The organism is Phaeobacter piscinae (genome assembly GCF_002407245.1).
Classification (GTDB): domain Bacteria; phylum Pseudomonadota; class Alphaproteobacteria; order Rhodobacterales; family Rhodobacteraceae; genus Phaeobacter; species Phaeobacter piscinae.
Genome location: NZ_CP010681.1, coordinates 1,006,134 through 1,032,982 on the forward strand (window position 1 = coordinate 1,006,134; position 26,849 = coordinate 1,032,982).

Consider the following 26,849-nt stretch of genomic DNA (forward strand, 5'->3'; position numbering starts at 1 on the left):
ATGGCAGAGCAGCTCACCCCGCTGGAGATCATGAGCAAGCTGATCTCTTTTCCCACCGTCAGCAGCGAAACCAACCTGCCGCTGGTGGATTGGGTTGAGGGCTATCTGGCCAGTCACGGCATCACCGCGCACCGCTGGGTGGGTCCCGATCAGCCGCATAAGGCGGCGGTTTTTGCCCATGTCGGCCCCGAGGTCGAGGGCGCTGTGGTGCTGTCAGGGCATACGGATGTTGTGCCGATTGAGGGGCAGCCCTGGGACAGCGATCCCTTCACCGTGGTTGAGCGGGACGGCAAGTATTTTGGTCGCGGCACCTGCGACATGAAAGGTTTTGACGCCTTGGCGATCTGGGCTTTAGTGGCGGCGCACCACCGAGGTGTCGCACGGCCTTTGCAGCTGGCGCTCAGCTTTGATGAGGAGGTGGGCTGCACCGGCGCGCCGCCGATGATTGCCGCAATGCAGGACGTTCTACCCAAGGGATCCTGTGTCATCGTTGGGGAACCTTCGGTGATGCGCCCGGTGACCGGGCACAAGGGTGGTATTGGCTACAGCACCCATCTGGTGGGCTTTGAGGTGCACAGCTCTCTCATGCACACGGGTGTCAGCGCCATCATGCAGGGGGCCCGGCTGATTGATTGGGCCAATGCGCGCAATGCGGAAAATATGGCCAAGACACCGGATGACGTTGCATCCCTGTTCACGCCGCCCTTCACCACCTGCCACGTCGGTATGATCAATGGCGGCACGGCCCATAACATCACGGCAAAAGTTTGCCGTTTCGTGATGGATTTCCGGGTTGTTCCTGGCGAATCTGCGGCCGAGTGGGAAGCGGCCTATCTGGCGAAGCTGCGCGAGATCGAGGCAGAGATGCAGGCGGTCCATCCCGACACCCGCATTGATGTCAGCAAGAAGTTCAATGTGCCGGGCCTGGTTCCCGAGGTCGAAGGCGAAGCCGAAACTCTGGTGCGTGCGCTCACCGGCGACAACGGCACCCATGTGGTGAGCTATGGGACCGAGGCGGGGCAGTTTCAGGAAGCGGGTTATTCCGCTGTGATCTGCGGGCCTGGTGATATCGCGCAGGCGCATCAGCCAAATGAGTATATCGAGGTATCGCAGTTCAACGCGGGCCATCGGTTCATGCAGCAGCTTGTTGACCGGCTCGCAGCCTGACGACTGGCCTGCGCCGATTTCGAGGGCTCTGCTCGGGCTGATCATGGCCGACGGCGATCTGCTTGCACCTCATTACTTGATAAGGCAAGTTTTCTGAAAGAGAGTGGCCGCAGACCTCACCGTTGATGCGGCTATCCGCCTGCTCGCGCCATTGGAAACAGTGTTTTCGTTGCTTGGCAGCCAGCGATGCAGCTGGGACAGCGGACCAATATTAGGGAGATGCCCATGCCGATCAAGAATCGCCTGTCTGAAATGCACGCTGAGATCACCGGTTGGCGGCGTCACCTGCATCAGATGCCGGAACTGCTCTATGAGGTGCATAAGACCGCCGCTTTTGTCGAGGAGAAGCTGCGCAGCTTTGGCATCACAGACATCACCACCGGTGTTGGCCAAACCGGGGTCGTCGCCGTCATCCAGGGCAAGACCAACACCTCGGGCCGCGCTATCGGCCTGCGTGCCGATATGGATGCGCTGCCAATCACCGAGGCGACCGGGCTCGATTACGCCTCCCAGACGCCGGGGCTGATGCATGCCTGCGGCCATGATGGCCATACCTCGATCCTGCTCGGCACTGCGAAATATCTGGCTGAGACCCGCAATTTTGACGGCAAGGCAGTGCTGATCTTTCAGCCGGCAGAAGAAGGCGGTGCCGGAGGCAAGGCGATGTGCGATGACGGCATGATGGCGCGTTGGGGTATTCAGGAGGTCTATGGCCTTCATAATGCGCCGGGCATTCCGGTTGGGGAATTTGCCATTCGCTCCGGTCCTCTACTGGCGTCTTCCGATGAATTCGAGATCACCGTGACCGGGCTAGGGGGGCACGCGGCTACTCCGCATGAGGCGATTGATACCACGCTTGTGGCCGCACAGATTGTTGTGTCTTTGCAGTCGATCGTGGCGCGTAATATCGACCCGCTGAAGCGTGTGGTGCTGACCGTTGGCACCTTTGAAACCGACAGCACCGCCTCCAATGTGATCGCCCATTCGGCTCGGCTGCAGGGCACCGTGCGGACGCTCGACACGGAATGCCGAAGCCAGGCCGAAACCCGCGTGCGCCGCATTGCGGAGGATATCGCCTCGGCCTACGGCGCGCAGGCTGAGGTCAATTGGATGCCGGGCTATCCGGTGACCGTGAATACCGAAGCTGAGACCGGCTATGCGGTGGAGGCGGCGCGCGCCGTGTCGCCCAAGGTGAGCGACAACACGGATCCGATCATGCCATCGGAAGACTTCTCCTACATGCTGGAAGAGCGCCCGGGCGCCTATATCTTCCTTGGCAATGGGGACACCGCCATGTGCCACCATCCGGCCTATGATTTCGACGATGAGGCGATCCCGCTGGGCTGCAGCTGGTTCGCCGAGCTGGTCGAACGACGTATGCCCGCAGCCTGAGGATGACCCGATGCCCGTGAAGAACCGCTTTGCTGAAATGCACGCCGAAATCACCGCCTGGCGTCGGGACATCCATCAGCACCCGGAAATCCTCTACGAGACACATCGCACCAGCGCACTGGTGGCCGAGAAGCTGCGTGCCTTCGGCTGCGACGAGGTGGTGACGGGGATCGGTCGGACCGGTGTTGTCGGACTAATCCGGGGCCGCAGCGATACGCAGAACCGGGCGATTGGTCTGCGTGCCGATATGGATGCGCTTCCTATGGCAGAAGACACCGGCCTGCCGCACGCCTCGCAGATTGAGGGCGCAATGCACGCCTGCGGCCATGACGGCCATACTGCGATGTTGCTGGGAGCGGCCAAATACCTCGCAGAGACGCGCAACTTCGATGGCACTGCGGTGGTGATTTTTCAGCCCGCCGAAGAGGGCGGCAATGGCGCTGAGGCCATGTGCAAGGATGGTCTGATGGACCGTTTCGGTATTGATGAGGTCTATGCCATCCACAATTCGCCGGGGCTTGAACTGGGCAAATTCGCCCTGCGCCCGGGGCCGATCCTGGCCTCTGTCGATGAGTTCATTATTCGTCTGCAAGGACGCGGTGGCCATGCGGCCAAACCGCAGGAAACCGCCGATACCACGGTGATGATGTGCTCTCTGATCACAGCCCTGCAGACCATCGTGTCGCGCAATGTCGATCCCGTGATGCAGGGGGTTTTATCGATCACCTCGGCAGAGACATCGTCAAAGGCGTATAACGTCATCCCGGACCGGGCGGAGGTGAAAGGCACCATTCGCACTCATTCACCAGAAGTCCGGGCACAGATCCCAGAGCGGCTGCGTGCTGTCACTGCCGGAATTGCGCAGAGTTTTGGCGGCTCTGCGGAGGTGGAGTTTGTGAACGGTGTCCCCGTGACCATCAATGATGCGGAGGCGACCACATGCGCCCATGCGGCAGCGCTGGCGGTGGCGGGCGATTGTGAGGAGGTGGCACTGGCCATGGGCGGAGAGGACTTCTCCTTCATGCTGGAGGAGCGCCCCGGTGCCATGATCCGTGTTGGCAATGGACCCTCGGCTGGCCTGCATCACCCGGCTTATGATTTCAACGACGATGCCATCCCAGCCGGATGCAGCTGGTTCGTCACCCTGATCGAACAGCGGCTACCACTGCCCTGATGGGAAAGGGTCGTCTGCATCAACCGTCATTCAACTGAAAACAGCGCGGACCAAGATCGTCAGCGCATTGATAGAGAAAAAGGACCTTACCATGCCTGTGAAGAACCGTTTCGCCGAACTGCAAAGCGAAGTCACCGCTTGGCGACGTGATATCCATGAAAATCCTGAAATCCTGTTCGAGACCCATCGCACCAGCGCGCTGGTTGCAGAGAAGCTGAAAGAGTTCGGCTGCGACGAAATTGTCACCGGCATCGGCCGCACGGGTGTTGTTGGCGTGATCAAGGGCAAGTCTGACAGTTCCGGCAAGGTGATCGGTCTGCGAGCCGATATGGACGCACTGCCGATCCATGAACAGACTGGCCTGGACTATGCCTCCAAGACCGATGGCGCGATGCACGCCTGTGGCCATGACGGCCACACTGCAATGCTGTTGGGGGCGGCCAAATACCTGTCTGAGACCCGCAATTTCGACGGCACCGTGGTGGTGATTTTCCAGCCCGCCGAAGAAGGCGGCGGCGGTGGCAAGGAAATGTGCGACGACGGCATGATGGATCGCTGGAACATCCAGGAAGTCTACGGCATGCACAACTGGCCGGGCCGTCCGGTTGGCTCCTTCGCGATCCGCCCGGGCGCATTCTTTGCGGCGACCGATCAGTTCGACATCACCTTTGAAGGGCGCGGAGGTCATGCGGCGAAGCCTCAGGAAACTATCGACACGACCGTGATGTCGGCGCAGGCCGTGCTGGCGCTGCAAACCATCGCGTCGCGTAATGCAGATCCCGTGCATCAGATCGTGGTTTCGGTGACCTCGTTTGAGACCTCCTCCAAGGCCTTCAACGTGATCCCGCAGAGCGTTCAGATCAAGGGGACAGTGCGGACCATGTCTGGCGAGATGCGCGATCTGGCGGAGAAGCGGATCAATGAGATTTGCGACGGCATCGCTGCGACCTTTGGCGGTACGGCGGCAGTGACCTACCACCGGGGGTATCCGGTGATGGTGAACCATGACGAACAGACCGAGTTTGCCGCGAAAGTGGCGCGGGATATCTCTGGTGGCTGCGATGATGCGCCCCTTGTGATGGGTGGCGAAGATTTTGCCTTCATGCTGGAAGAGCGCCCCGGTGCCTATATTCTGGTTGGCAACGGCGACACCGCTGCCGTGCACCACCCCGAATATAACTTCAACGATGAGGCCATTCCTGCCGGGTGCAGCTGGTGGGCAGAGATTGTCGAACAGCGGATGCCCGCCGCCTGATCACTGAGGCAAAAGACCGGCTAAGAGGATCGCCTGTCCCGTTGTGGGCAGGCGATTCTTTTTGGCGTTATCTAGGGGGCTTGAGAGGCTGCTCGCGCTTAGCCTGCGGACCAGAGCTTTTGATATACGGCGTCGATGCCATCTGCCTCCGCACGGGCGCTGAAGGCGTGGACCGCCAAATCGCGACCAGCTTGTCCGCGGCGTGACAGTTCTTCGGGTGCTGACAGCAACTGACCTGCGGCCTCTGCCGCGGCGTCGGCGGCCTCCAACGGCACCACGGTGCCGACGGTCCCTTGCGCCGAAAAGGCACGATAATATCCGGTGTCTGAACCGACAAAGGGCACAGCACTGGCCAACCCCTCCAGCGGAGCCATACCGTAGCCTTCGTAGCGGGGCAGCTGCATCACCAGCGACAGCGCCCGCATCACGCGCGGCAGATCGCTTGCCGGGATTTCGCCGGGAAACAGAATGCGTTCGCCAAGGCCCGCCGCGGCGATCTTTGCCTGCAAGCCCTTCAAAAAGCCCTGATGCTCTCGTGTGGCACGCCCGATTACCAGAGCGACAGCGCCGGGGTGTTTCGGCAAGAGCCGCAGCATAGCGTCAACAAACAGATCGGTGCCTTTCTCGGGCCGAATACGTCCGATTGTGGCAATCCCTTGCTGGCCACCATAGCCAAGCGCGGCCCATGCCGAGCCGCGGTTCTCCGCCGGTGTGAAGAGATCGGTGTCGACCCCATGCGGCACCACGGAACGCACATGAGGGACATAGGTTGCGGCAGCTTCGGTGGTGGCGATCACCGCATCCATGCGCGAGATCAGCCAGCGCGGAAACGCTGAATGCCGCCGTTGCGCCGCTGAGGTGAAAACGATCCGCACCGGCAGGCGCAGGACGTCGCGCGCCCAGATCGCGGCACGCATTTCGGTGTTGCGCCGGACGTGCCAGATCGCGAAGGGTTTGGCGGGGTCATGATGGCGTGAGGCCGCGCGGGCAGCGGCGATGCTAATCGGATCCAGGCAGCCGGGCAGGGCGCGTCCCACCAACGCCATCTGGTACCGTCCGGCCTGTTGACGCACCACATTCGCAGCGGTCGCCGAGACACCGGTGAAATTGCGATTGAAGTTGGTGACAAGCAGGTCGGCCATCTGGCGGCTCCGATCAGTTGCGCGTGTTGGGCGAAGGGAGCGCCAGATGGGTGATCAACAGGTCCACCACACCGTCAAGGGCTGCCGCCTGCGCCTCAACCACGCCGCGCGCAGCAGTGCGAGCCGTGTTAAGGGCGGTGTCATCCGTCAACCAATGCTGGACTGCGCCGGCCAACGTTGGGGCGTCGCTGACCTCAACCGCTCCACCGGCGTCGATCAGCGGTGGATAGGTCTCGGCAAAGTTGGAATAGCCCGGGCCGGTGATGACGGCGGCGCCGGCCTGTGCCACTTCAAACGGATTATGCCCGCCGATGGGGGCAAGGGAGCCACCCAGAAAAACGATGGGCGATAGCACATACCATGTGCCGACCTCGCCCAGCGTATCCGCCAGATAGACCTGCGTGTCAGGGGTGAGGGCATCGCCTGCGCTGCGACGGGCAACGCTGAGGCCCGCCTTCTTGATCAGCGCGATCACTTCTGTTGCGCGCTCCGGGTGACGGGGCGCCAGCAACAGGCAGAGGTCGGGGGTCTCGGCCAGCAGTGCTTTATGCGCGGCGATCACGGTCTCCTCCTCTCCACGGTGGGTGGAGCTTGCGACCCAGAGCGGGCGCGCTCCCAGCTCGGCCTGACCGGAGGCAAGGGCGGTCTTATCGACGGGCAGCGGTGCGGACCCGGCCTTCAGGTTGCCGCTGGGATGGACGCGATCAGCCGGGGCGCCAAGGTCGATCAGGCTCTGGCCCATCTGCGGGTTCTGGCTGAGCAACACATCGAAATGCTGCATCACAAAGGCAGCGGTGGCCGGTTTGGATTTCCACCGCGCAATGGAGCGGGCCGACAGTCGGGCATTGACCAATGCCAACCGCACGCCGGAGCGTTTGGCCGCGTCCAGCGTTACCGGCCACAGCTCACTTTCGACAAAGAGCGCTGCATCCGGCTGCCAATGCCGCAGAAAGCGGCGCACGGGGGCTGTAGCATCCAGCGGCGCAAACTGGTGGCGGCAATTGGCGGGCATACGCTTGGCCATCATCTCGGCAGAAGTTGCGGTGCCCGAAGTCAGTAGGAATTCCGCGCCGGGCAGGCGGGGGGCCAGTTTGTCGATCAGGCTCAGCGCGGCCAGGCTTTCACCGACCGAAGCACCGTGAAACCACAGCAACGGCGCAGGGTGGCCATCGGGTGTTTGGGGTGTTGGGCGCGGCTCTGTTGGATAGCCCATCCGTTCGCGCTGGCGGGCAGCAGACACGCCGTGATCGGCGAGCTTGCCTGCGACTTTGCGATAGGCAAACGGCGCCAGCGCCGCAGTGACCGCGCGGTAGAGGTGAAACAACAGCGGCGCTGCGCTGGTCTTGCGGCTGGACATATCAGCCGCCGGTATGGCTCATGTGGCGGGGCATTTGCCCGTCGAGCTTCTGCCGCGAATAATCGAAGTCATGGCCTTTGGGTTTCAGGGTGATCGCGGCACGGATCGCATCTTCCAGCGCCTGATCATTCTCAGGATGATTGCGCAGGGGCGCACGCAGGTCTGCCATGTCTTCTTGACCCAGACACATGTACAGCTCACCCGTGCAGGTCAACCGCACGCGGTTGCAGCTTTCACAGAAATTATGCGACAGCGGCGTGATGAAGCCGATTTTCTGACCGGTTTCTTCCAACCGCACATAGCGCGCCGGCCCACCCGTGCGCTCCGCCAGATCGGTGACATTGTAGTGATCGTCATAAGCGCGGCGCACGTCTTTCAGCGACCAGTATTGACCCAGTCTGTTTTCGTTGCCGATATCGCCCATTGGCATGACCTCGATCCAGGTGAGGTCCATATCACGCCCCGCGCACCAGCGGGTGATGGCGGGCAGCTCGTCTTCGTTGAAGCCCTTGAGAGCGACCGCATTGATCTTGATCCGCAGCCCGGCCTTCTGTGCGGCGTCAATCCCGCGCAGCACCTGCGGCAGGCGGCCCCAGCGGGTGATCTCGGCGAATTTGCCCTCATCGATGGTATCGAGAGAGACATTCACCCGGCGCACACCCGCGTCGTAGAGGTCCTGCGCGTATTTCTCCAGCTGAGAGCCATTGGTGGTCAGCGTCAGCTCCTTCAGCGCGCCACTTTCGAGATGGCGTGTCATGGAGCGGAAAAAGGTCATGATGCCCCGACGCACCAGCGGTTCGCCCCCGGTGATGCGCAGCTTCTCAACACCCAGATTGACGAAGGTCGAACACATCCGGTCCAGTTCCTCCAGCGTCAGCAGCTCCTTCTTCGGTAGGAAGGTCATGTTCTCGGACATGCAGTAAACGCAGCGAAAATCGCAGCGGTCAGTGACCGAGACACGCAGATACGTGATGGCGCGGGCGAAGGGATCGATAAGCGGAGCAGTCATCCCTCTTAGGTAAAGCGGGGGCGCGCTTGCGGCAAGGCCTGAGTTTAGCCGAAACGGGGATTGCCGCTGGCAAAGCCGTGAGGTGAGAGCTAGTGTCGCGCTATGCGTTATTCTGTTTTGATCCTGTCTTCTGTCGTGCTGCTTGGGGCCTGTGGCCCGTTGCAGTGGAATTCATCGGTTCTGGGCGGGCGGACGTCCGCTGGCACCGCCGGGGAGTCGGCCACCGATACCGCCACCAATACCGTGCCGCTGGCCCCGGGTGTCGAACAGGCACCCTTGGATGCGGCAGAAGGGCAGAGCGCCTCTGCCGGTGTGACCGCAGGCTACACCGGGCGCGCGTCGACCGTCGCCAGCTTGGGCGACCCCTCGCAATCGGGTCTGTGGATGGAGACGCCGCTGGTCGATAGCCCGCAGACAGCCCGCGTGCGTTCGCCGCGCGGCACAGAGGTCACGCTGACCCTGCGGCCCATCGGCGGCGATACCGGAGCCGGAAGCCGCTTGTCCATTGATGCGATGCGCGCACTGGGGCTGCCATTGACCGAGCTGGTCGAGGTGCAGGTGTTGCCAGCGGGGTGATCTGACATCCTGAAGCGATGAAAAAGGGCGCCTGGGATGTCTCCCTAGCGCCTTTTCTTAGTGTATCGGACTATGGGTTGTCGCTGGTGGCTGCATCTGCGGTGGGTTCACCGGCGGACACTAGATATTTGGCCGCTTCTTTCCGGGCAAAGGGTTTCATCGCCGCGCCATGTTCGGCCAGAAACGCGCGGCTGCGGTCGGCATCATGTTTGCTGAGATCGCGCAGCCACCAGGCGATGGCTTTCTGAATGAACCAGTTGCGATCGGGCACGTAGCGTGCAGCCCAGCCGAGGATCCGTTCACGCGCGGCCAGCTCTTCAGGTTTTGGATTGGGCAGTTTTGCCCAGGGCAGGGTCGAAACCAATGCGGCGCGGCGGGTCCACATGTGGTCGCTGGACGTCCAGCCCTCAACTGTGTCCAGCCGCCCGGGCTGCGCCTGAAGCCGTTTCTGAATGGCTGAGGCGGCGTGGTCGGCAATGGCCCAGCTGTCAAAATCCGGCACCCAGCTTTGCAACAGATCCCAGACCGGCGCGTCCTCCTTGATCCGGGCTTGGGTCAGCAGCTTGCCCGCGGCAATCCGGGCTTCGAACACATCGCTGGCCCACAGCTCCTGTGCCAGCACGCAACGGGCGGTAAGGCCGTCATCCTGCGCGCTGAGCATCTTGCGCCACTCCTGGCTGAGGCTGTTGATCACCGGGTTCGGTACGCCTAGCACCCGGCGTTTTTGCTTGTGATAGCCCGCCATCTGGGTCGCGCGCGCAGGCTCTGCAGCGGCCTCCAGCGCGGCCAATGCCACCTCAATCGTCAGCATGTTCATTCCACGGTCACCGATTTGGCAAGGTTGCGCGGCTGGTCGACATCGGTGCCCTTGGCGATTGCGGTGTAATAGGCGATCTGCTGCGCAGGTACCGCATAGAGGATCGGTGCCAGCGTGTCGGGGACTTGCGGCATTACAATGACCTCATGGGTGCCATCGCCCGCGATTTTAGCCCCTTCCGCATCCGTCACAAGGATCACCTTGCCGCCGCGCGCCATCACCTCCTGCATGTTGGAGACGGTCTTGTCGAACAGCGCATCACGGGGGGCGAGGACCACCACCGGCACCTTTTCATCGATGAGGGCAATTGGCCCGTGCTTCAGCTCGCCGCTGGCATAGCCTTCTGCGTGGATATAGCTCAGCTCTTTGAGCTTTAGCGCGCCTTCCAAAGCCAGCGGATAAAGCTGCCCGCGTCCGAGGAAGATAATGTCCTGCGCCTTGGCCAGCCCGCGCGCTGAGGCGGTGATTTGCGTCTCTCCGGCCAGTGATTGGTGAATCAATCCGGGCAGGGCGCGCAGATCGGCAGGCATGTCATCCGGCAGTGGCAGACCGCGTTGCTCAGCCGCGCGCAGAGCCAGCAGAAGCAGAATCGACAGCTGGCAGGTGAACGCCTTGGTTGAGGCGACAGAAATTTCGGGGCCCGCGTGGAGCGGCAGCACCACGTCGCTCTCGCGTGCGATTGAGCTTTCGGGAACATTGACCAACCCGACGATCTGCTGTGCTTTGCCGTCCATGTAACGCAGCGCCGCCAGCGTGTCGGCGGTCTCGCCCGACTGTGAAACGAACAACGCCAGCGTCTTGTCCGAGACCGGCGGCTCGCGGTAGCGGAATTCGGAGGCGACATCGACCTCAACCGGCATCCGGGCGATTTGCTCAAACCAGTATTTCGCAACCATGCAGGCATAAAACGCGGTGCCGCAGGCCACCATGGTCAGCCGTTCGATCTGGGTGAAATCTAGTTCAGCCGGTAGCGCCAGCTGCCCGTCGTCGCCGAGATAGGCCTTCAGGGCGCGGTCAATGGCCACCGGCTGTTCGGCAATTTCCTTGGCCATGAAGTGCTTGTGCCCGTCCTTGTCAATGCGGGCATTCACTAGCTGGATCTGGCGTTTCTCGCGGTTGGCAATTGCACCGCGTTGATCCCAGATCTCGACGCTATTGCGCGTCAGGACGGCAAAATCGCCTTCTTCCAGATAGGTGATCTGATCGGTGAAGGGCGCCAGCGCAATGGCGTCGGAGCCAACGAACATTTCGCCGTCACCATGGCCGATTGCCAGGGGCGATCCCTTGCGGGTGGCGATCATCAAATCCTCTTCTCCCTCAAAGAGGAAGGCGAGTGCGAAGGCTCCCTCCAGCCTCCCGACGGTTTCACGCGCGGCCTCGATGGGTGCCCGGCCATCAGCGATCAACGCCTCACAAAGCAAAGCGACCGTTTCGGTATCGGTATCGGTTTGAAAGGTGATGCCTTTCTCGTTCAACGCGCCGCGCAGATCCTTGAAATTCTCGATGATGCCATTGTGGACAACCGCGACTCCACCGGCCCGGTGCGGGTGGGCATTGCCGATGGTTGGGGCGCCATGGGTGGCCCAACGGGTGTGACCTATGCCTGATTTGCCGGGTAGCGGCTCGTGCACCAGGAGATCAGAGAGATTCACCAGTTTTCCCACCGCACGGCGGCGATCCAGAGTGCCGCTGTTGACCGTGGCGATGCCCGCGCTGTCATAGCCGCGATATTCAAGCCGCTTCAGCGCCTCGACCAGAATGGGGGCTGCTTCGTGATTGCCAAGAACGCCGACGATGCCACACATTATTCGGCTCCTTCGCTCAGACGGGCCTTCTTCGCGCGCAGCATGTCCATCAGCTTGCGCGCGCGGCCCGGTTTGTTTTGTTGTTCAGCACGGGCAATCGCCAGCGCGCCGTCCTCAACCGATTTGGTGACGACCGCGCCGGTTGCGGTCATGGCTTCATTGCCAATGCGCACCGGGGCGACCAGCATGGTATTGGAGCCGATGAAGGCACCGGCGCCGATTTCGGTGCGATGCTTCATCACGCCGTCGTAGTTACAGGTAATGGTGCCCGCGCCGATGTTTGTCGCTGCGCCCACGCTGGCATCGCCGATATAGCTCAGGTGATTGACCTTGGCGCCTTCGGCGATTTCGGCGTTCTTGATTTCCACAAAATTGCCGATGTGGGTGTTCTCGGCCAGCTCCGCACCGGGACGCAGGCGGGCGTAGGGGCCAACCTTGGAACCGCGCGAGATGTGGCAGCCCTCAAAGTGGGAGAAGGACCGGATAAACACCCCGCTTTCCACCGTGACCTCGGGGCCAAACACGACATTGGGTTCGATGATTGTGTCGCGACCGATGACTGTGTCAAAGGCCAGATAGACGGTCTCAGGGTCCATCAGCGTGACACCATCTGCCATCAGCTCGGCGCGTTTGCGCTGCTGGAAAACGCGATCCGCACGGGCCAGATCAGCGCGAGAGTTGATGCCAAGGGTCTCAACCTCATCACAGGACACAGCTGTGACCCGCAGCCCATCGGCGCGTGCCAATTCGACCAGATCGGTGAGGTAATATTCACCCGAGGCATTAACGCTATCAACCCGGTCAATCAGCGCAAACATCTGCGCCGCATTGCCTGCCATCAGGCCTGAGTTGCAGAAATCAATCGCCCGCTCCGCCTCGGTTGCGTCTTTATATTCGACAATCCGCTCAAGGCTGTCGCCATCCATGACCAACCGGCCATAGCGCGCGGGATCAGCCGCGGTGAAGCCAAGCACCACCAGATCGGCGTTCTGTCGCGCGGCCAGCATCCGCTGCAATGTCTCGGCGCTGACGAAGGGCGTGTCGCCATAAAGCACGACGATATCGCCTTCAAAATCGGACAAGGCGTCACGGGTTTGCGCAACCGCATGGGCCGTTCCAAGCTGTTCTTCCTGAACAACAATTTCAGCCTCTTCGTCGATATCAGCCATCACGGCGCGCACATAATCTGCCCCGTGACCGGCCACAACAATTGTGCGTTCCGGGTTCAGCGCGCGCCCTGCGGATAGCGCGTGTTCCAGCATCGGGGCGTGGGCAATGGGATGCAAAACCTTGGGCAGGTCGGAGTTCATCCGGGTGCCTTTGCCTGCGGCCAGAATGACGAGGGCGGTGCTCATGTGGTGTTTTCTCTTTGTCTTTTCAGCGCCCCCGTTTTATCCGCTAACAGCAGGCGCGCAAGGCAAAGCGCCATCAAACAAGGTTGCGGGTTGCAACAAGCGGTGGCGAAAACGCGCCGAGAGGGGGCAGATATGCGTACGGTTATCTTCGATCTTGACGGTACTTTGGCGGATACATCTGGCGATTTGCTGGCCGCTGCCAACGCCTGTTTTCGTCAGATGGGGTTGGGGGATCTGCTTTCCTTGCCGCGGGATGCGGGCGTAGCCCTGCGTGGCGGAAAAAGCATGCTGACGACCGGACTGAAGCGGGTTGATCACTATCACGAAGAAACCGTTGAAGAATATTACCCGCAGCTGTTGGAGCATTATCGCGATGCGATTGACCACCATACCGTGATGTATCCCGGTGCCATGGCCGCGGTCGAGCAATTGAAGGCGGACGGGTTTCGTGTGGGTATATGCACCAATAAGCCTGAGGCGCTGGCCGAGAAGCTGACCCGCAACCTGGGTGTACGGGATGCGTTTCACTCGCTGGTGGGAGCCGATACCCTGCCTGTGCGCAAACCTGATCCCGCCCCCCTGCGCGAGGCCGTCCGCCGGGCTGGCGGTGACCCGGAGCGGAGCATCCTGATTGGCGACTCTGATACCGACCGCAAAACCTCTGCTGCCGCCGGTGTTGCCTCGGTACTGGTCACCTTTGGTCCGTCTGGCGGCGACCTCGAAGCGCTGCGGCCGGAGGCTTTGTTGCACAGGTTTGAGGATCTGCCCGCACTGGCAGCGCGGTTGCTGCCGATTTAACGGTGCTTTGAGGCCGCAGGCCGGGGGCTTGACCTTATGTAGTCAGGCGCAGACAAACGCAGCATGACAGAAATCTTTACCGGTAGCTTCACCCAGCAGGAACCCATCCCAGAAGAGGCCATCGAGGCCGCTGTCGAGGTGATGCGCCACGGTCGCTTGCACCGCTATAACGTGTTGGGTGATGAGGCTGGCGAGGTGACCCTTCTGGAGGAGGAGTTTGCCGCCCAAATGGAGGCACCGTACGCGTTGGCGGTGGCTTCTGGCGGCTATGCTCTGGCGACCGCCTTACGTGCCGTCGGTGTAAAGCCTGGCGATCGAGTGTTGACCAATGCCTTCACCCTGGCGCCGGTGCCCGGGTCAATCGCGGCCGTGGGCGCAGTGCCGGTCTACGTTGGCGTTAACGAGACGCTGACACTGGATCTGGAGGATCTGGAGCGGCAGCTTTCGGTCGACGGGCACCCGCGCGTTCTGATGCTATCGCATATGCGCGGGCATCTGTGTGATATGGACCGGTTGATGGCGATCTGCGACGCTTCGGATGTCGCGGTGATCGAGGATTGCGCCCACACCATGGGGGCGCGCTGGAACGGGGTTTTATCTGGGCGTCACGGAGTGGTCGGCTGCTATTCCTGCCAGACGTATAAACATGTGAACTCAGGCGAGGGTGGCTTGCTGGTGACCTCTGATCCAGAGATTGCGGCGCGCGCAATTATGCTCTCTGGGTCTTATATGCTTTATTCCCGCCATCGCGCTGCGCCCGGACCTGAGGTGTTTGAACGCATCAAATATGAGACGCCGAATATCTCGGGGCGGATGGACAATGTTCGCGCCGCAATCCTGCGCCCGCAGCTGCGTGATCTTGAACAGCAGGTGCAGCGCTGGAACGCCCGTTACCGCCAGGTCGAGGAGGGCCTGCGCGACACGCCGGGCCTGACGGTGGTCGAACGCCCCGAAAAAGAGGCTTATGTTGGCTCCTCCATTCAGTTCCTGCTGCTGGACTGGCGCGAGGAGGCCGTTCGGGAAGTCCTGCGGCGCTGTGCTGCGCGGGGGGTCGAGCTGAAATGGTTCGGCACGCCCGAACCCGTTGCCTTTACCTCGCGCTATGACAGCTGGCGCTATGCCGAGACCCCCCGCCTGCCGCAGAGCGACCGCATCCTGGCCGGGATCGTCGACATGCGGGTGCCGCTGACCTTCAGCCTGGCCGACTGCGCCCAGATCGCCCGCATCATCCGCGCCGAGGTCGGGGCGGTGTTTCAGGAGGGGTGAGGCCGGGTCAGGCCCGGGGGCGGTCCAGCGGGTTGGCCAGCGCCAGATCCTTGAAGCCCAGCTTGCTTAAGATGCCGGCCCGCGTGTGCGGGTGATGCCCTGCGCTGACCGAAGCCGTGATCTCCTCGGCAAAGCCGTCGCGGGGAAAGCGCTTCAGCACGCTGCCCGCGTTGCGCCGGTGCAGCCGGTGCAGGTTGCGCCCCGTCACATCCAGATGCGCGCCAAGCGCCAGCAGCCGCGCTTCGGCGCCGTGGCGGGAGGCAGGAACCTCAAGGTTGAGATGCAGCGAGATCGCCTCGAACACGCTCCGGCGGCGGGCACTGTCCCATTGCTGCTGTTGCAGGAACAAGCCGGCGAGCCGGGCGCCGTTCACCGCAAAGCAGCAGCTCCGGGCCTTGGGCATTTCGCCGGCGGACAGGCCCAGGTCGTGCAGCAGGGCGGAGACATACAGCAGCTCGGGGTCCGGGCGCAGGCCTTCGCTATGAGCCAGGAACATGCCCCAGTAATAGGTCCGGTGGCTGTGCAGGTCGAGAGCGTGGGACAGGCTGGCGGCCACGTGCTCCTCGGCGGCGCGACAGGTGGCGCTGTCGGGCACGGGGATGTCTGCCACGTCCAGCGGCAATGCGGCGGGGCCTTTTGCCAGCCCCAGCCGGCGGGCAAGCTCGCCCAGCTGCATCCCGGCCAGCTGCCGCATCAGCGCCACACGGTCGCGTCGGCGCAGAATGCCGCCGGTGGCCTGTGACCAAGCCTGGTCACCCAAATATTTCGTCATAAAAATCCTGCCTTTTCCTGTTCCTGGCGTTTGTCCGAAAAAATCCTGCGGATAATATCTGCGTCGTTCATGACATGGCCCACCGCAAATGCGCCCTGCATGGTGGCAAACAGGCCCGCGGCCGCGGTATCCGCCTGCGCGGCGCCAAGGCCAAGCGCGCGGTACTGCGCGGCCAGCCAGCCCAGGGTATGCGCCATGACCAGCTTGCGGTGTTCCTGCGCGGCCTCCGGGCGGGCCGGATCGGCGGCCATGTCCCCGGCCAGCGCCAGCACCGGGCAGCCAAGCGCCGCGCGGTCGGCGGCCAGCTTTTCGGCGCCCTCCCAAAAGAGGCGCAGGCGCTTACGCGGATCCGGGGTGGCGGTCTCGATCTGCTGAAGCTGGCCGCTGAAATGCCGGTGATGCTGCTGCATCACCGCGTCGGCGAGGTCGGCCTTGGTGCGGAAATGGTAGAACACTCCGCCCGGCGGCACGCCTGCGGCCTTGGCGACGTCGGTGAGGCTGGTGCCGTCATATCCTCTGGACCGGAACAGTTCGGCGCCCGCCTGCACCAGCCTTGTCTGCTTTTCGCTCGCGCGTTTCTGGCGTTTCTGCATGAGTCGTCCTTTCCAGCCCTTTGGGTAGAGCGTAAAAATGAGTGAGTCAACTCACTAACAAAAGTGGCCTCGCCATGGCGCTTGACGCGAGAGTTTGGATCAGCATAAATGAACACATGTTCAAATAATCCGCGACGACTCGGGAGGACCGGCAAGATGTTCAATGCAAGCATGAGTTTTGATCTGGGCGAAGATGTTAACGCCCTGCGCGACATGGTGCACCGCTGGGCGCAGGAGCGCGTCCGCCCGATGGCGCAGGAGATTGACCAGAAGAACGAATTTCCGTCGGAACTCTGGCAGGAGATGGGGGAGCTGGGTCTTCTCGGCATCACCGTGCCTGAGGAGTTCGGCGGCGCTGGCATGTCCTACCTGGCCCATACTGTTGCGGTTGAGGAGATTGCGCGGGCCAGTGCTTCGGTCTCGCTTTCCTATGGCGCGCATTCGAATCTCTGCGTCAATCAGATCAAGCTGAACGGCAATGCCGAGCAGAAAGCCAAATACCTGCCGCGCCTGGTGTCTGGTGAGCATGTTGGCGCGCTGGCAATGTCCGAGGCGGGCGCCGGCTCGGACGTCGTCTCGATGTCCTTGCGCGCGGAAAAGCGCAATGACCACTACCGCCTCAATGGCAATAAATACTGGATCACCAACGGTCCTGACGCTGACACGCTGGTGGTCTATGCCAAGACAGATCCGGATGCGGGGTCAAAAGGGATTACGGCCTTTCTGATCGAGAAAGAGATGAAAGGCTTCTCCACCTCGCAGCATTTCGACAAGCTGGGGATGCGTGGCTCCAACACTGCCGAGCTGGTGTTTGAAGACGTGAAAGTCCCCTTTGACAACGTGCTGGGCGAAGAGGGCAAGGGTGTGCGCGTTCTGATGTCTGGACTCGACTATGAGCGCGTGGTGCTGGCCGGGATCGGCACCGGCATCATGGCGGCCTGCATGGATGAGATGATGCCCTACATGAAAGAGCGTAAGCAGTTCGGCCAGCCCATCGGGAACTTCCAACTGATGCAGGGCAAAATCGCGGATATGTACACTGCGATGAACACGGCCCGTTCCTATGTTTATGAGGTTGCGAAGGCCTGCGACAAGGGCACCGTAACCCGTCAGGATGCGGCGGCCTGCTGCCTTTATGCGTCCGAGGTCGCGATGACCCAGGCGCATCAGGCGGTGCAGGCCTTTGGTGGTGCGGGCTATCTCTCTGACAACCCGGTTGGCCGGATTTTCCGCGATGCCAAGCTGATGGAGATCGGTGCGGGCACGTCGGAAATTCGCCGGATGCTGATTGGCCGCGAATTGATGGGCCAGATGTAACCACGCTTGGGCCTTAGGGCGGTCGGTCGGTCAGCCCGGGCTTATGCTGCGCGGTTTCTTATTCGCAAAACGAGAAAGCGGCGCGCCATTCGGCACGCCGCCCCTCCCTGAAGCACTCGTCTCAGTTTGCTACTCGTCAAAAGGATCAAAAGCGGTGAACGTAGCCAAAGCCCACTGTGACCGGATCGATTTCGGCGGTGCCGATTTTGGCGCCATTGAGGGTCACATCGGTTTCGATGTCCATGTAGCGGACGTTCACCCGCAGTGCGCCGCGGTCAGAGATCTGCCAGTCCGCACCAAGGTTCAGCGCCAGCCCAACACTGTCATCAAGCGAGATCACGCCCGCGGGGGAGCTTTCCTCAAAGAAGGTGGTGTAGTTGATGCCGATGCCGACAAAGGGTTTGAACTGGGTTTGTGTCGGAAAGTGATAGTTGACCGACAGGGTCGGCGGCAGATGCTTGGTGGTCGCGGTGTAGGCGCCGTTCAAGGAGATATCATGTTCGAACGGGCTGGCGGCCAGAAGTTCGATACCGATGTTGTCGCGGATGAAATACTCCGCAGTGAAGGTGAGTGCGGTATCGTCGTCAATCGTCGCAGCCGCGCCCGCAACGGTGCCGTTGTCGGACTTTGGATTGACGTTGGCGATACCGACGCCAAGGGTCCAATCCCCCTGGGACTGGGCAAGGGCGGGGCCGGCCAGAGCTGCCAGTGCAGCGCTAAGAGCCAGGGCGGAAACCATACGGGTCATTGGGATTATCCCTCTTCTATCGTGATCGGGTCGTTTGTTTGCAAAGAACGTATGCGCCTCAGGCAGCGACAGAACACTGATCTGGATCAAGAAGCGGCGCGCTTTCCCTTTGGGAATGCAGGGAAAAACTGCATATCAGTTATGCGTTCTTCGAAGGGCTTGGGATGAGCGGCATGTCTGGACATACTTCGTACCCGGGATTGCGCGCCGACGGTGGCTGGCAGTTTCCCGCCTGTCTGAACATGGCGGCGCAGGCGCTGGATCATCCGGACGAGCAGGTCGCCCTCATCGATCTGACCACCGGGGCGCGGCGCGATGTCCGCTACGGTGAGTTGCGGCAAATGGTCGATGTGATGGCGCGCGATCTGATGCGGCGAGTGCAGCCCGGCAACCGTGTCGGTGTGTTGCTCAGCCAATCTGTCGATTGCGCCGTGGCACATCTCGCGATCTGGAAAATCGGCGCCATTTCCGTGCCACTGTTCAAGCTGTTCCAGCACGATGCGCTGGCCTCGCGTATTGGCGATGCGGGGCTTGAGCTGGTGCTGACGGATGGCGCAGGCGCGGCGCAGCTGGGCGTGCTGGCGCAGCCGCTGCTGGTGACAGATATCCTATCGGCAAGCGCAGATCACAGCGGGCATCTCCTGCCTTATGCGGAAACCACGCCAGAGACCCCGGCCGTGCTCATCTACACGTCCGGCACCACTGGCAGCGCCAAGGGCGCGCTGCATGGTCACCGGGTGCTCTCTGGTCATTTGCCGGGCGTGGCCATCAGTCATGATCATCTGGGACAGCCGGGTGACTGCCTTTGGACCCCTGCGGATTGGGCATGGATCGGCGGCCTCTTCGATGTGCTGATGCCGGGTCTGGCGCTGGGCGTGCCGGTTGTCGCCGCCCGGCTGGACAAATTTACGCCGGAGGCCTGCGCCGAGATCATTCGTCAGGGCGATGTGCGCAATGTGTTTTTCCCGCCCACTGCGTTGCGCCTGCTGAAGGCGGCGGGGCAGGGGCTCGACGGTCTGCGCTCCGTCGCCAGCGGCGGAGAGCCCCTGGGCGCAGAGATGCTCGCCTGGGGCCAACGTCACCTGGGCGTGACCATCAATGAATTCTACGGCCAGACCGAATGCAACATGACGGTGACCTCCTGCGCCGCAGATTTCCCCGTGCGGCCGGGCTGTATCGGCAAGCCGGTTCCGGGATGTGTGGTTGAGGTTATAGACACCGACGGCACCCCCACCAAAGATGAGGGCGACGTCGCCGTACGCCGGGGGGCTGCGTCGATGATGCTGGAATACTGGAAGCGCCCCGACGCGACGGCGGAGAAATTTCGCGACGACTGGCTGGTCACCGGAGATCGCGGCATCTGGGAGGGGGACTATCTGCGCTTTGTCGGGCGTGAGGATGACGTTATTACCTCCGCTGGCTACCGCATCGGCCCGGCGGAGATTGAGGATTGCCTGATGACGCATCCGGCGGTGGCGACTGTTGGGGTCGTCGGCAAACCCGACGCGCTGCGCACCGAGATCGTGAAAGCCTATGTGGTGCTGAAACCGGGCCATTCTCCGGCGGAGAAAGATCTGCAAGACTACGTCAAATCTCGTCTGGCAAAGTATTCTTACCCTCGAGAAGTGGAGTTCTTGGACGCCCTCCCGATGACCGTGACCGGCAAGGTCATCCGTAAGGAATTGAAGGCGCGGGCGGCGGGGGAGGATTCCGCATGATCCGGGCCAATGCACGGCCGGCGCAGGCCTCAATTTATGAAATGACAGATCTCAACCCTACAACGGGAGAGTGGACATGAAACTCACATCCAAGGCGATGCCTTCCTCCGAAGGCTTCAAACAGAACCGCGCGGCGCATCTGGATGCGCTGGCGCAGATCAGCGAGGCGGCAGAGGCCGCGCGCATGGGCGGCGGCGAGAAATCTCGCGCCCGGCACGAAAGCCGGGGCAAGATGCTACCGCGCCGCCGGGTGGCAAACCTGTTGGATCCCGGCTCTCCGTTTCTGGAGATCGGCGCGACTGCGGCCCACGCGATGTATGACGGTGCAGCCCCGGCGGCAGGCGTGATCGCGGGTATCGGGCGGGTGCACGGCCAAGAGGTCATGGTAGTCTGCAACGACGCCACCGTGAAAGGTGGTACCTACTACCCGATGACGGTGAAGAAACACCTGCGCGCACAGGAGATTGCCGAGGAGAACCATCTTCCCTGCATCTATCTGGTCGACTCAGGCGGTGCCAACCTGCCCAACCAGGATGAGGTCTTTCCCGACCGGGATCATTTCGGGCGCATCTTCTACAATCAGGCCCGGATGTCGGCGAAAGGCATCCCGCAGATCGCGGTTGTCATGGGTTCCTGCACCGCAGGCGGCGCCTATGTGCCCGCCATGTCCGATGTGACGATCATCGTGAAGGAGCAGGGCACCATCTTCCTCGCAGGTCCCCCGCTGGTGAAGGCCGCCACCGGCGAGGTTGTCAGCGCCGAGGAGCTGGGCGGCGGTGATGTGCACACGCGCCTGTCCGGCGTGGCCGATTACCTCGCCGAGGATGACGCCCATGCCCTGGCACTGGCGCGGCGCGCGGTGCAGTCGCTGAACATCACCAAGCCGCTGACGGTGAACTGGGCCAGTCCCGAAGAGCCTGCCTATGACCCCGAGGAAATCCTTGGCGTGGTGCCGGGTGATCTGCGCACGCCCTATGACATCCGCGAGGTGATAGCGCGGCTGGTCGACGGATCCCGCTTTGACGAGTTCAAGCCGCGCTTTGGCGAGACGCTGGTGACCGGCTTTGCGCACCTCAAGGGCTGCCCGATCGGAATCATCGCCAACAACGGCGTGCTATTCTCCGAAGCTGCCCAGAAAGGCGCGCATTTCGTCGAACTGTGCAGCCAGCGCAAGATCCCGCTGGTGTTCCTGCAGAACATCACCGGCTTCATGGTCGGGCGCAAATACGAAAACGAAGGCATCGCCCGTCACGGCGCCAAGATGGTGACGGCGGTGGCGACGACCAATGTGCCGAAAGTGACCATGCTGGTCGGCGGCTCTTTTGGGGCGGGCAACTACGGCATGTCGGGCCGCGCCTATTCCCCGCGCTTCCTCTGGACCTGGCCGAATTCCCGCATTTCGGTGATGGGCGGTGAGCAGGCGGCGGGCGTGCTGGCGACGGTGAAACGCGATGCCATCGAACGTAAGGGCGGCAGCTGGAGCACGGAGGAGGAAGCCTCCTTCAAGCAGCCAACCATCGATATGTTCGAGGAGCAGAGCCACCCGCTTTATGCCTCTGCGCGGCTTTGGGATGATGGCATCATTGACCCGCGCAAATCCCGCGACGTGCTGGCGCTGTCGCTCAGCGCTGCCCTGAATGCCCCGATTGAAGACACGCGCTTCGGCGTCTTCCGGATGTGAGGATCCCCCATGTTTGATAAAATCCTGATTGCAAATCGCGGCGAAATCGCCTGCCGCGTGATGGAAACCGCCCGTGCTATGGGGGTGCGGACCGTGGCCGTTTATTCCGACGCCGATGCGGCAGCAAAACATGTGCAGATGGCGGATGAGGCCGTGCATATCGGCGGTCCGGCCCCGGCGGACAGCTATCTCAAGGGGGATGTGATCATCCGTGTCGCGCAAGAAAATGGCGCGCAGGCGATCCACCCCGGCTATGGCTTCTTGTCGGAAAACCCAGGGTTTGTGGACGCGGTCGAGGCCGCAGGCCTCACATTTATCGGGCCGTCTGCGGATGCGATCCGCAAAATGGGTCTCAAGGATGCCGCCAAGGCGCTGATGGAAGAGGCCGGCGTGCCGGTGGTGCCGGGCTATCACGGTGCCAATCAGGATGCGGAGTTCCTGGCAGGTGAAGCGGAGAAGATCGGCTATCCGGTGCTGATCAAGGCGGTTGCCGGCGGCGGCGGCAAGGGGATGCGACTGGTTGAACAGCCATCCGAATTTGCCGATGCCCTGAAAAGCGCGCAGGGCGAGGCGACCACGGCCTTCGGCAACCCGGATGTGCTGATTGAAAAATACATCCAGCAACCCCGCCATATCGAGGTGCAGGTCTTTGGCGACGGGACCCGCGCGGTGCATCTGTTCGAACGCGACTGTTCTCTGCAGCGTCGCCATCAGAAGGTGATCGAAGAGGCGCCCGCACCCGGCATGACCGCCGAGATGCGCGCCGCCATGGGGCAGGCGGGGGTGCGTGCGGCTGAGGCCATCGGCTATAAGGGCGCAGGCACGGTGGAGTTCATCGTCGACGGCTCTGATGGGCTGCGCACCGACGGGTTCTGGTTCATGGAAATGAACACCCGCCTGCAGGTCGAACACCCCGTCACCGAACTCATCACCGGTGTCGATCTGGTGGAATGGCAGCTGCGCGTTGCCTCCGGCGAGAGCCTGCCTTCCCAGCAGGACGACCTCACGATCACTGGCCACGCGTTTGAGGCGCGCCTCTATGCCGAGGACGTGCCGAAAGGCTTCCTGCCAGCAACCGGCACGCTGACGCATCTGTCCTTCCCGGCAGAGTGTCGCGCCGACAGCGGTGTGCGGGCAGGCGATACCATCAGCCCGTGGTATGACCCGATGATCTCCAAGGTGATCGTGCATGGCGCCACCCGTGAGGTGGCTCTCTCGAAGTTGCGCCGGGCGCTGGAACGGACAGAGGTTGCAGGGACAGTCACCAACCTTGCCTTTCTGGGCGCACTTGCTGCTCATGAGGGGTTTGGCCGAGGCGAGGTCGACACCGGCCTGATCGCCCGCGATCTTGAGGCGTTGACGGCGGTTGGTGAGGTTCCTGTGGCGCATTGGATTGCTGCCGCCCAACGGGCGCTGAGGGTGCATCAGCCAGGTGAGGATAGCGGGTTTACCCTCTGGGCGCCGCTCCATCGGGCGGTACAACTCACCCATGGTGAGGCGTGTCTCGATATCTCGGTTGAGGTTCTCGGGCCGCAGGCGCAGCGCTGGCAGTTGGACGACAGCAGTCATGAGGTGACCTTTGATGGCGCGGTCTGGCGGCACAGCGGAGACCCCCTGCCAAATGTGGCTGAAGCGGATGGCCGACTGACAGTGTTTGGCCGGATCAGCAGCATCTTTGATTGCATCGATCCGCTGGATCGGGCCGGGACTGCCGGTGGTGACACCAATGTTATCGAGGCGCCGATGCCCGGTTTGGTCAAGGCCGTGTTTGCGGAGGCGGGTGCCGAGGTCAAAGAAGGTGACAGACTGGCTATCCTTGAGGCGATGAAAATGGAACACTCTCTCTTGGCGGCGCGCGATGGCGTGGTGGCCGAGGTTTTGGCCTCTGCCGGTGATCAGGTCGAGGCCGGTGCCGCGCTGGTCCGTCTGGAAGAGGCGGACAGCTGAACAGCGATCAGATCGGGCGGTGCCACAGGTGCTGCCCCATCTGCTACCGCAGCAACATCTGTGGATTGAGCGATGTCTGAGATTGCCTTGGGGAGAAGTGTATCATGAGCGAAAGCGTTGAAATTTTCGAAGTAGGTCCGCGCGACGGGCTACAGAATGAAAAGCGCGACATTCCCGTCGCTGAAAAGATTGCCCTCATTGACCGGCTGACCGATGCCGGGTTCCGTCGGATCGAGGTGGCGAGCTTTGTCTCCCCGAAATGGGTGCCGCAGATGGCGGGGTCGGGAGAGGTGCTCGCGGGGATCCGTCGCAGGTCCGATGTGCGCTATGCCGCGCTGACGCCCAACATGCGGGGCTACGAGGATGCCCTGACCGCAAAGGCGGATGAGATTGCGATTTTTGCCTCCGCTTCCGAAGGTTTCTCCAAGGCCAATATCAACGCGAGCGTGGCAGAATCGATTGAGCGTTTTACGCCAATCATCGAGGCGGCGCGCCATATCGATATGCCGGTCCGGGGCTATATTTCCTGCGTGACTGAGTGTCCCTTTGACGGGCCGACCGACCCGGACGCCGTTGCGGCGCTGGCGGATCGCCTGTTCTCCATGGGCTGCTATGAGATCTCGCTGGGCGATACCATCGGTCAGGCGACACCGGATTCCATTGCGCGTATGTTGCTGGCGGTGCGGGAGCGTGTGCCGGTCACCCGTCTGGCGGGCCATTACCACGACACGGCCGGGCGGGCGATTGACAATATTGATGCGTCTTTGTCATTGGGTGTTCGGGTCTTTGATGCCGCTGTTGGCGGGCTGGGGGGCTGTCCCTATGCACCGGGCGCTGCGGGCAATGTGGCGACCGAGGCGGTGCATGAGCACCTGACGCGTCTGGGCTATGAAACTGGCCTTGATGGGGATGTGCTGACCGATGCCGCAGCTATGGCGCGGGCGATGCGCAGCGACGGCAGCTGAGCCGCGGCGGGCATCTTCATCATCACACCATAGGCAGCCCGTGGCCTTCGGGCTGCAACTTCGACAGGCAGAAAGACCCGATATGTATCAGACCATCACGCTCACGACGGATGAGCGCGGCGTTGCCACGCTGACGCTGAACCGACCGCAAAAACACAATGCGATGTCCGGTGAGATGTTGCAGGAGCTGAAAGCCGCCGCAGCCGCGCTGGCCAAGGATCGCACCGTTCGTGTTGTCGTCCTCACGGGGGCGGGCAAGAGTTTCTGTGCCGGTGGGGATCTGGGCTGGATGCAGGCCCAGATGGAGGCAGATGCCGAAACCCGCGGGCGCGAGGCGCGGGTGCTGGCGGAGATGCTGATGGCCATCAACACCCTGCCGCAGCCGGTGATTGGCGCGATCCAGGGCAATGCCTTTGGCGGCGGCGTCGGTATGGCCTCGGTCTGTGATGTCGCGATCGGCGCGGATCATATCAAGATGGCCCTTACTGAGACCCGGCTTGGCCTGATCCCGGCCACCATCGGCCCCTATGTGGTGGCCCGCATGGGCGAAGCGCGGGCGCGGCGTGTCTTTATGTCGGCGCGGCTGTTTGACGCTGCGGAAGCGGTGGAGCTGGGGATTCTCGCTCGGGCGGTTCCCGCAGCAGATTTGGACGCCGCGATCGAGGCGGAAGTGATCCCATATCTCAGCTGTGCGCCCGAAGCGGTGGGTGCGGCTAAAGCGTTGGTCCGTGATTTGGGGCCGAAAATCGACGATGCGGTGATTGACCACACCATCGCCGCATTGGTGGACCGCTGGGAAGGCAGCGAGGCACCTGAGGGGATCGCCGCGTTTTTTGCCAAGGAAAAGCCCAGCTGGCAGCAGTAATTCCGTCAAAAATGTCGGATTTCATTCACCAAGGCGTGCCTTTTGCGAGGCGCGCCTTATCCTATGAAAACAATAGGGTTTACCTGCCGTGATGTTGATCTGCCGCGTCGGTTACAGAAGGTTTATCCATTAACGATGCGTTGGTTGACGGTGAGGGGGCAGGGGAGTAGACACAGCCCCAAGTCAACACGCCAATTGACGGCGCGCAGAAATCCGCGCGCACGGAAAGGAGCCACTCGTGGAAGAGATGTTGCGGGAATACCTCCCGATTCTGGTGTTTCTGGCCGTAGCGGTCGGGCTTGGAATTGTTCTTATTTTGGCGGCAGTTGTGCTGGCCGTCCGCAATCCGGACCCCGAAAAGGTCAGCGCTTACGAATGCGGGTTCAACGCATTCGACGACGCACGGATGAAGTTTGATGTCCGGTTTTACCTGGTGTCGATTCTGTTCATTATTTTTGATCTGGAAATTGCATTCCTGTTCCCCTGGGCCGTCGGCTTCAAGGATATGAGCGATGCGGGCTTCTGGTCGATGATGGTGTTCCTCGCTGTGCTGACCATTGGTTTTGCCTATGAGTGGAAGAAAGGGGCCCTGGAATGGGAGTGATGACCGGAGCCAACACGGCTGGCGTCGACAAGGAAGTTGTCACCCAGGCCCTGAATGCGGAGCTGCAGGACAAAGGGTTTCTGCTGACGTCCGCCGAAGACATCATCAACTGGGCGCGCACCGGTTCGCTGCACTGGATGACCTTTGGTCTGGCGTGCTGCGCGGTTGAGATGATGCACACCTCGATGCCGCGCTATGATGCGGAACGTTTCGGTATTGCGCCACGCGCCTCCCCGCGTCAGTCGGATGTGATGATCGTGGCAGGCACGCTGACCAACAAGATGGCCCCCGCTCTGCGCAAGGTCTATGACCAGATGCCCGAGCCGCGCTATGTGATCTCTATGGGGTCCTGCGCCAACGGTGGTGGGTACTACCACTACAGCTATTCTGTGGTGCGTGGCTGTGACCGGGTTGTGCCCGTGGATGTCTATGTGCCTGGCTGCCCGCCCACGGCAGAGGCGCTGCTCTATGGTCTGATGCAATTGCAGCGCAAAATCCGCCGCACCGGCACCCTTGTGCGCTAAGT

Annotated in this window: 24 protein-coding genes; 15 read left to right on the forward strand and 9 right to left on the reverse strand. The window is 62.0% G+C overall.

The features are described from left to right. From argE to phaeop14_RS04650, 4 genes are all read left to right on the forward strand, one after another. Positions 1-1,167 carry an acetylornithine deacetylase gene (gene argE, locus phaeop14_RS04635; RefSeq protein WP_096788887.1) on the forward strand — a complete coding sequence of 389 codons (1,167 nt, stop codon included), beginning with the start codon at positions 1-3 and terminating at the stop codon, positions 1,165-1,167. 225 nt (positions 1,168-1,392) lie between these two features. Then, the gene (locus phaeop14_RS04640) at positions 1,393-2,559 is read left to right on the forward strand and encodes a M20 aminoacylase family protein (RefSeq protein ID WP_040177908.1); all 1,167 of its coding nucleotides are present in this window, start codon (positions 1,393-1,395) and stop codon (positions 2,557-2,559) included. Positions 2,560-2,569: 10 nt separating this feature from the next. Continuing rightward, on the forward strand, positions 2,570-3,733 hold the full coding sequence (locus phaeop14_RS04645) for a M20 aminoacylase family protein (protein ID WP_096788888.1): 1,164 nt from the start codon (positions 2,570-2,572) through the stop codon (positions 3,731-3,733). 91 nt (positions 3,734-3,824) lie between these two features. Next, positions 3,825-4,988 (forward strand): M20 aminoacylase family protein, encoded by a 1,164-nt coding sequence (locus tag phaeop14_RS04650; protein WP_096788889.1) that lies wholly within the window; start codon positions 3,825-3,827, stop codon positions 4,986-4,988. 98 nt (positions 4,989-5,086) lie between these two features. Here the strand turns inward: phaeop14_RS04650 and phaeop14_RS04655 are convergent, their stop codons facing one another. From phaeop14_RS04655 to moaA, 3 genes are read right to left on the reverse strand one after another with little or no spacing between them, the layout of a single operon-like run. Next, complete coding sequence (locus tag phaeop14_RS04655) at positions 5,087-6,130, reverse strand: glycosyltransferase family 4 protein (protein WP_096788890.1); 1,044 nt, start codon at positions 6,128-6,130, stop codon at positions 5,087-5,089. Between the two features lie 13 nt (positions 6,131-6,143). Beyond that, complete coding sequence (locus phaeop14_RS04660) at positions 6,144-7,487, reverse strand: 3-deoxy-D-manno-octulosonic acid transferase (RefSeq protein ID WP_096788891.1); 1,344 nt, start codon at positions 7,485-7,487, stop codon at positions 6,144-6,146. A 1-nt stretch (position 7,488) separates the two neighbouring features. Then, positions 7,489-8,496, reverse strand: a complete 1,008-nt coding sequence (gene moaA / locus phaeop14_RS04665; protein ID WP_040177912.1) for a GTP 3',8-cyclase MoaA — start codon at positions 8,494-8,496, stop codon at positions 7,489-7,491. Positions 8,497-8,598: 102 nt separating this feature from the next. Here moaA and phaeop14_RS04670 point away from each other — a divergent pair, with 102 nt between their 5' ends. Next, a complete protein-coding gene (locus phaeop14_RS04670; protein WP_096788892.1) occupies positions 8,599-9,072 on the forward strand; it encodes a hypothetical protein in 474 nt (157 codons plus the stop codon). A gap of 70 nt (positions 9,073-9,142) precedes the next feature. On the opposite strand, the gene phaeop14_RS04675 is transcribed toward phaeop14_RS04670, so the two are convergent. From phaeop14_RS04675 to glmU, 3 genes are read right to left on the reverse strand one after another with little or no spacing between them, the layout of a single operon-like run. Then, the gene (locus phaeop14_RS04675) at positions 9,143-9,889 is read right to left on the reverse strand and encodes a DNA alkylation repair protein (RefSeq protein ID WP_096788893.1); all 747 of its coding nucleotides are present in this window, start codon (positions 9,887-9,889) and stop codon (positions 9,143-9,145) included. Continuing rightward, the gene (gene glmS / locus phaeop14_RS04680) at positions 9,886-11,694 is read right to left on the reverse strand and encodes a glutamine--fructose-6-phosphate transaminase (isomerizing) (protein ID WP_096788894.1); all 1,809 of its coding nucleotides are present in this window, start codon (positions 11,692-11,694) and stop codon (positions 9,886-9,888) included. The genes phaeop14_RS04675 and glmS overlap by 4 nt, the downstream gene beginning before the upstream one ends. Then, positions 11,694-13,049 carry a bifunctional UDP-N-acetylglucosamine diphosphorylase/glucosamine-1-phosphate N-acetyltransferase GlmU gene (gene glmU / locus phaeop14_RS04685; protein WP_096788895.1) on the reverse strand — a complete coding sequence of 452 codons (1,356 nt, stop codon included), beginning with the start codon at positions 13,047-13,049 and terminating at the stop codon, positions 11,694-11,696. Before glmU ends, glmS begins: the two co-directional genes overlap by 1 nt. Positions 13,050-13,181: 132 nt before the next feature. Between glmU and phaeop14_RS04690 the strand changes: the two genes are divergently transcribed. Both phaeop14_RS04690 and phaeop14_RS04695 read left to right on the forward strand, forming a co-directional pair. After that, the gene (locus tag phaeop14_RS04690; protein WP_096788896.1) at positions 13,182-13,847 is read left to right on the forward strand and encodes an HAD-IA family hydrolase; all 666 of its coding nucleotides are present in this window, start codon (positions 13,182-13,184) and stop codon (positions 13,845-13,847) included. A 63-nt stretch (positions 13,848-13,910) separates the two neighbouring features. Further along, positions 13,911-15,113: a DegT/DnrJ/EryC1/StrS family aminotransferase gene (locus phaeop14_RS04695; protein ID WP_096788897.1), complete on the forward strand. Its 1,203-nt coding sequence runs from the start codon at positions 13,911-13,913 to the stop codon at positions 15,111-15,113. Positions 15,114-15,120: 7 nt separating this feature from the next. Here the strand turns inward: phaeop14_RS04695 and phaeop14_RS04700 are convergent, their stop codons facing one another. Further along, positions 15,121-15,885, reverse strand: coding sequence for an HD domain-containing protein (locus phaeop14_RS04700; protein ID WP_096788898.1), 765 nt, complete (start codon positions 15,883-15,885; stop codon positions 15,121-15,123). Further along, positions 15,882-16,478 carry a TetR/AcrR family transcriptional regulator gene (locus phaeop14_RS04705; protein WP_096788899.1) on the reverse strand — a complete coding sequence of 199 codons (597 nt, stop codon included), beginning with the start codon at positions 16,476-16,478 and terminating at the stop codon, positions 15,882-15,884. Before phaeop14_RS04705 ends, phaeop14_RS04700 begins: the two co-directional genes overlap by 4 nt. A gap of 156 nt (positions 16,479-16,634) precedes the next feature. On the opposite strand from phaeop14_RS04705, the gene phaeop14_RS04710 reads away from it, so the two are divergent. Beyond that, a complete protein-coding gene (locus tag phaeop14_RS04710; protein ID WP_096788900.1) occupies positions 16,635-17,795 on the forward strand; it encodes an isovaleryl-CoA dehydrogenase in 1,161 nt (386 codons plus the stop codon). A 145-nt stretch (positions 17,796-17,940) separates the two neighbouring features. Here phaeop14_RS04710 and phaeop14_RS04715 read toward each other — a convergent pair whose 3' ends face one another. Beyond that, entirely contained in the window at positions 17,941-18,543 is a 603-nt protein-coding gene (locus phaeop14_RS04715; RefSeq protein WP_040172784.1) for an OmpW/AlkL family protein, read from the reverse strand. Between the two features lie 164 nt (positions 18,544-18,707). On the opposite strand from phaeop14_RS04715, the gene phaeop14_RS04720 reads away from it, so the two are divergent. From phaeop14_RS04720 to phaeop14_RS04750, 7 genes are all read left to right on the forward strand, one after another. After that, complete coding sequence (locus phaeop14_RS04720; RefSeq protein ID WP_096788901.1) at positions 18,708-20,261, forward strand: AMP-binding protein; 1,554 nt, start codon at positions 18,708-18,710, stop codon at positions 20,259-20,261. A gap of 76 nt (positions 20,262-20,337) precedes the next feature. Then, complete coding sequence (locus phaeop14_RS04725; protein ID WP_096788902.1) at positions 20,338-21,942, forward strand: carboxyl transferase domain-containing protein; 1,605 nt, start codon at positions 20,338-20,340, stop codon at positions 21,940-21,942. 9 nt (positions 21,943-21,951) lie between these two features. After that, the gene (locus phaeop14_RS04730) at positions 21,952-23,889 is read left to right on the forward strand and encodes an acetyl-CoA carboxylase biotin carboxylase subunit (protein ID WP_096788903.1); all 1,938 of its coding nucleotides are present in this window, start codon (positions 21,952-21,954) and stop codon (positions 23,887-23,889) included. A 104-nt stretch (positions 23,890-23,993) separates the two neighbouring features. Then, entirely contained in the window at positions 23,994-24,854 is an 861-nt protein-coding gene (locus tag phaeop14_RS04735) for a hydroxymethylglutaryl-CoA lyase (RefSeq protein ID WP_096788904.1), read from the forward strand. Positions 24,855-24,936: 82 nt separating this feature from the next. After that, a complete protein-coding gene (locus phaeop14_RS04740) occupies positions 24,937-25,719 on the forward strand; it encodes a crotonase/enoyl-CoA hydratase family protein (protein ID WP_096788905.1) in 783 nt (260 codons plus the stop codon). A gap of 238 nt (positions 25,720-25,957) precedes the next feature. After that, positions 25,958-26,323: an NADH-quinone oxidoreductase subunit A gene (locus phaeop14_RS04745; RefSeq protein WP_014874151.1), complete on the forward strand. Its 366-nt coding sequence runs from the start codon at positions 25,958-25,960 to the stop codon at positions 26,321-26,323. Further along, positions 26,314-26,847 carry a NuoB/complex I 20 kDa subunit family protein gene (locus tag phaeop14_RS04750; RefSeq protein WP_014874152.1) on the forward strand — a complete coding sequence of 178 codons (534 nt, stop codon included), beginning with the start codon at positions 26,314-26,316 and terminating at the stop codon, positions 26,845-26,847. The genes phaeop14_RS04745 and phaeop14_RS04750 overlap by 10 nt, the downstream gene beginning before the upstream one ends. Positions 26,848-26,849 lie beyond the last annotated feature (2 nt).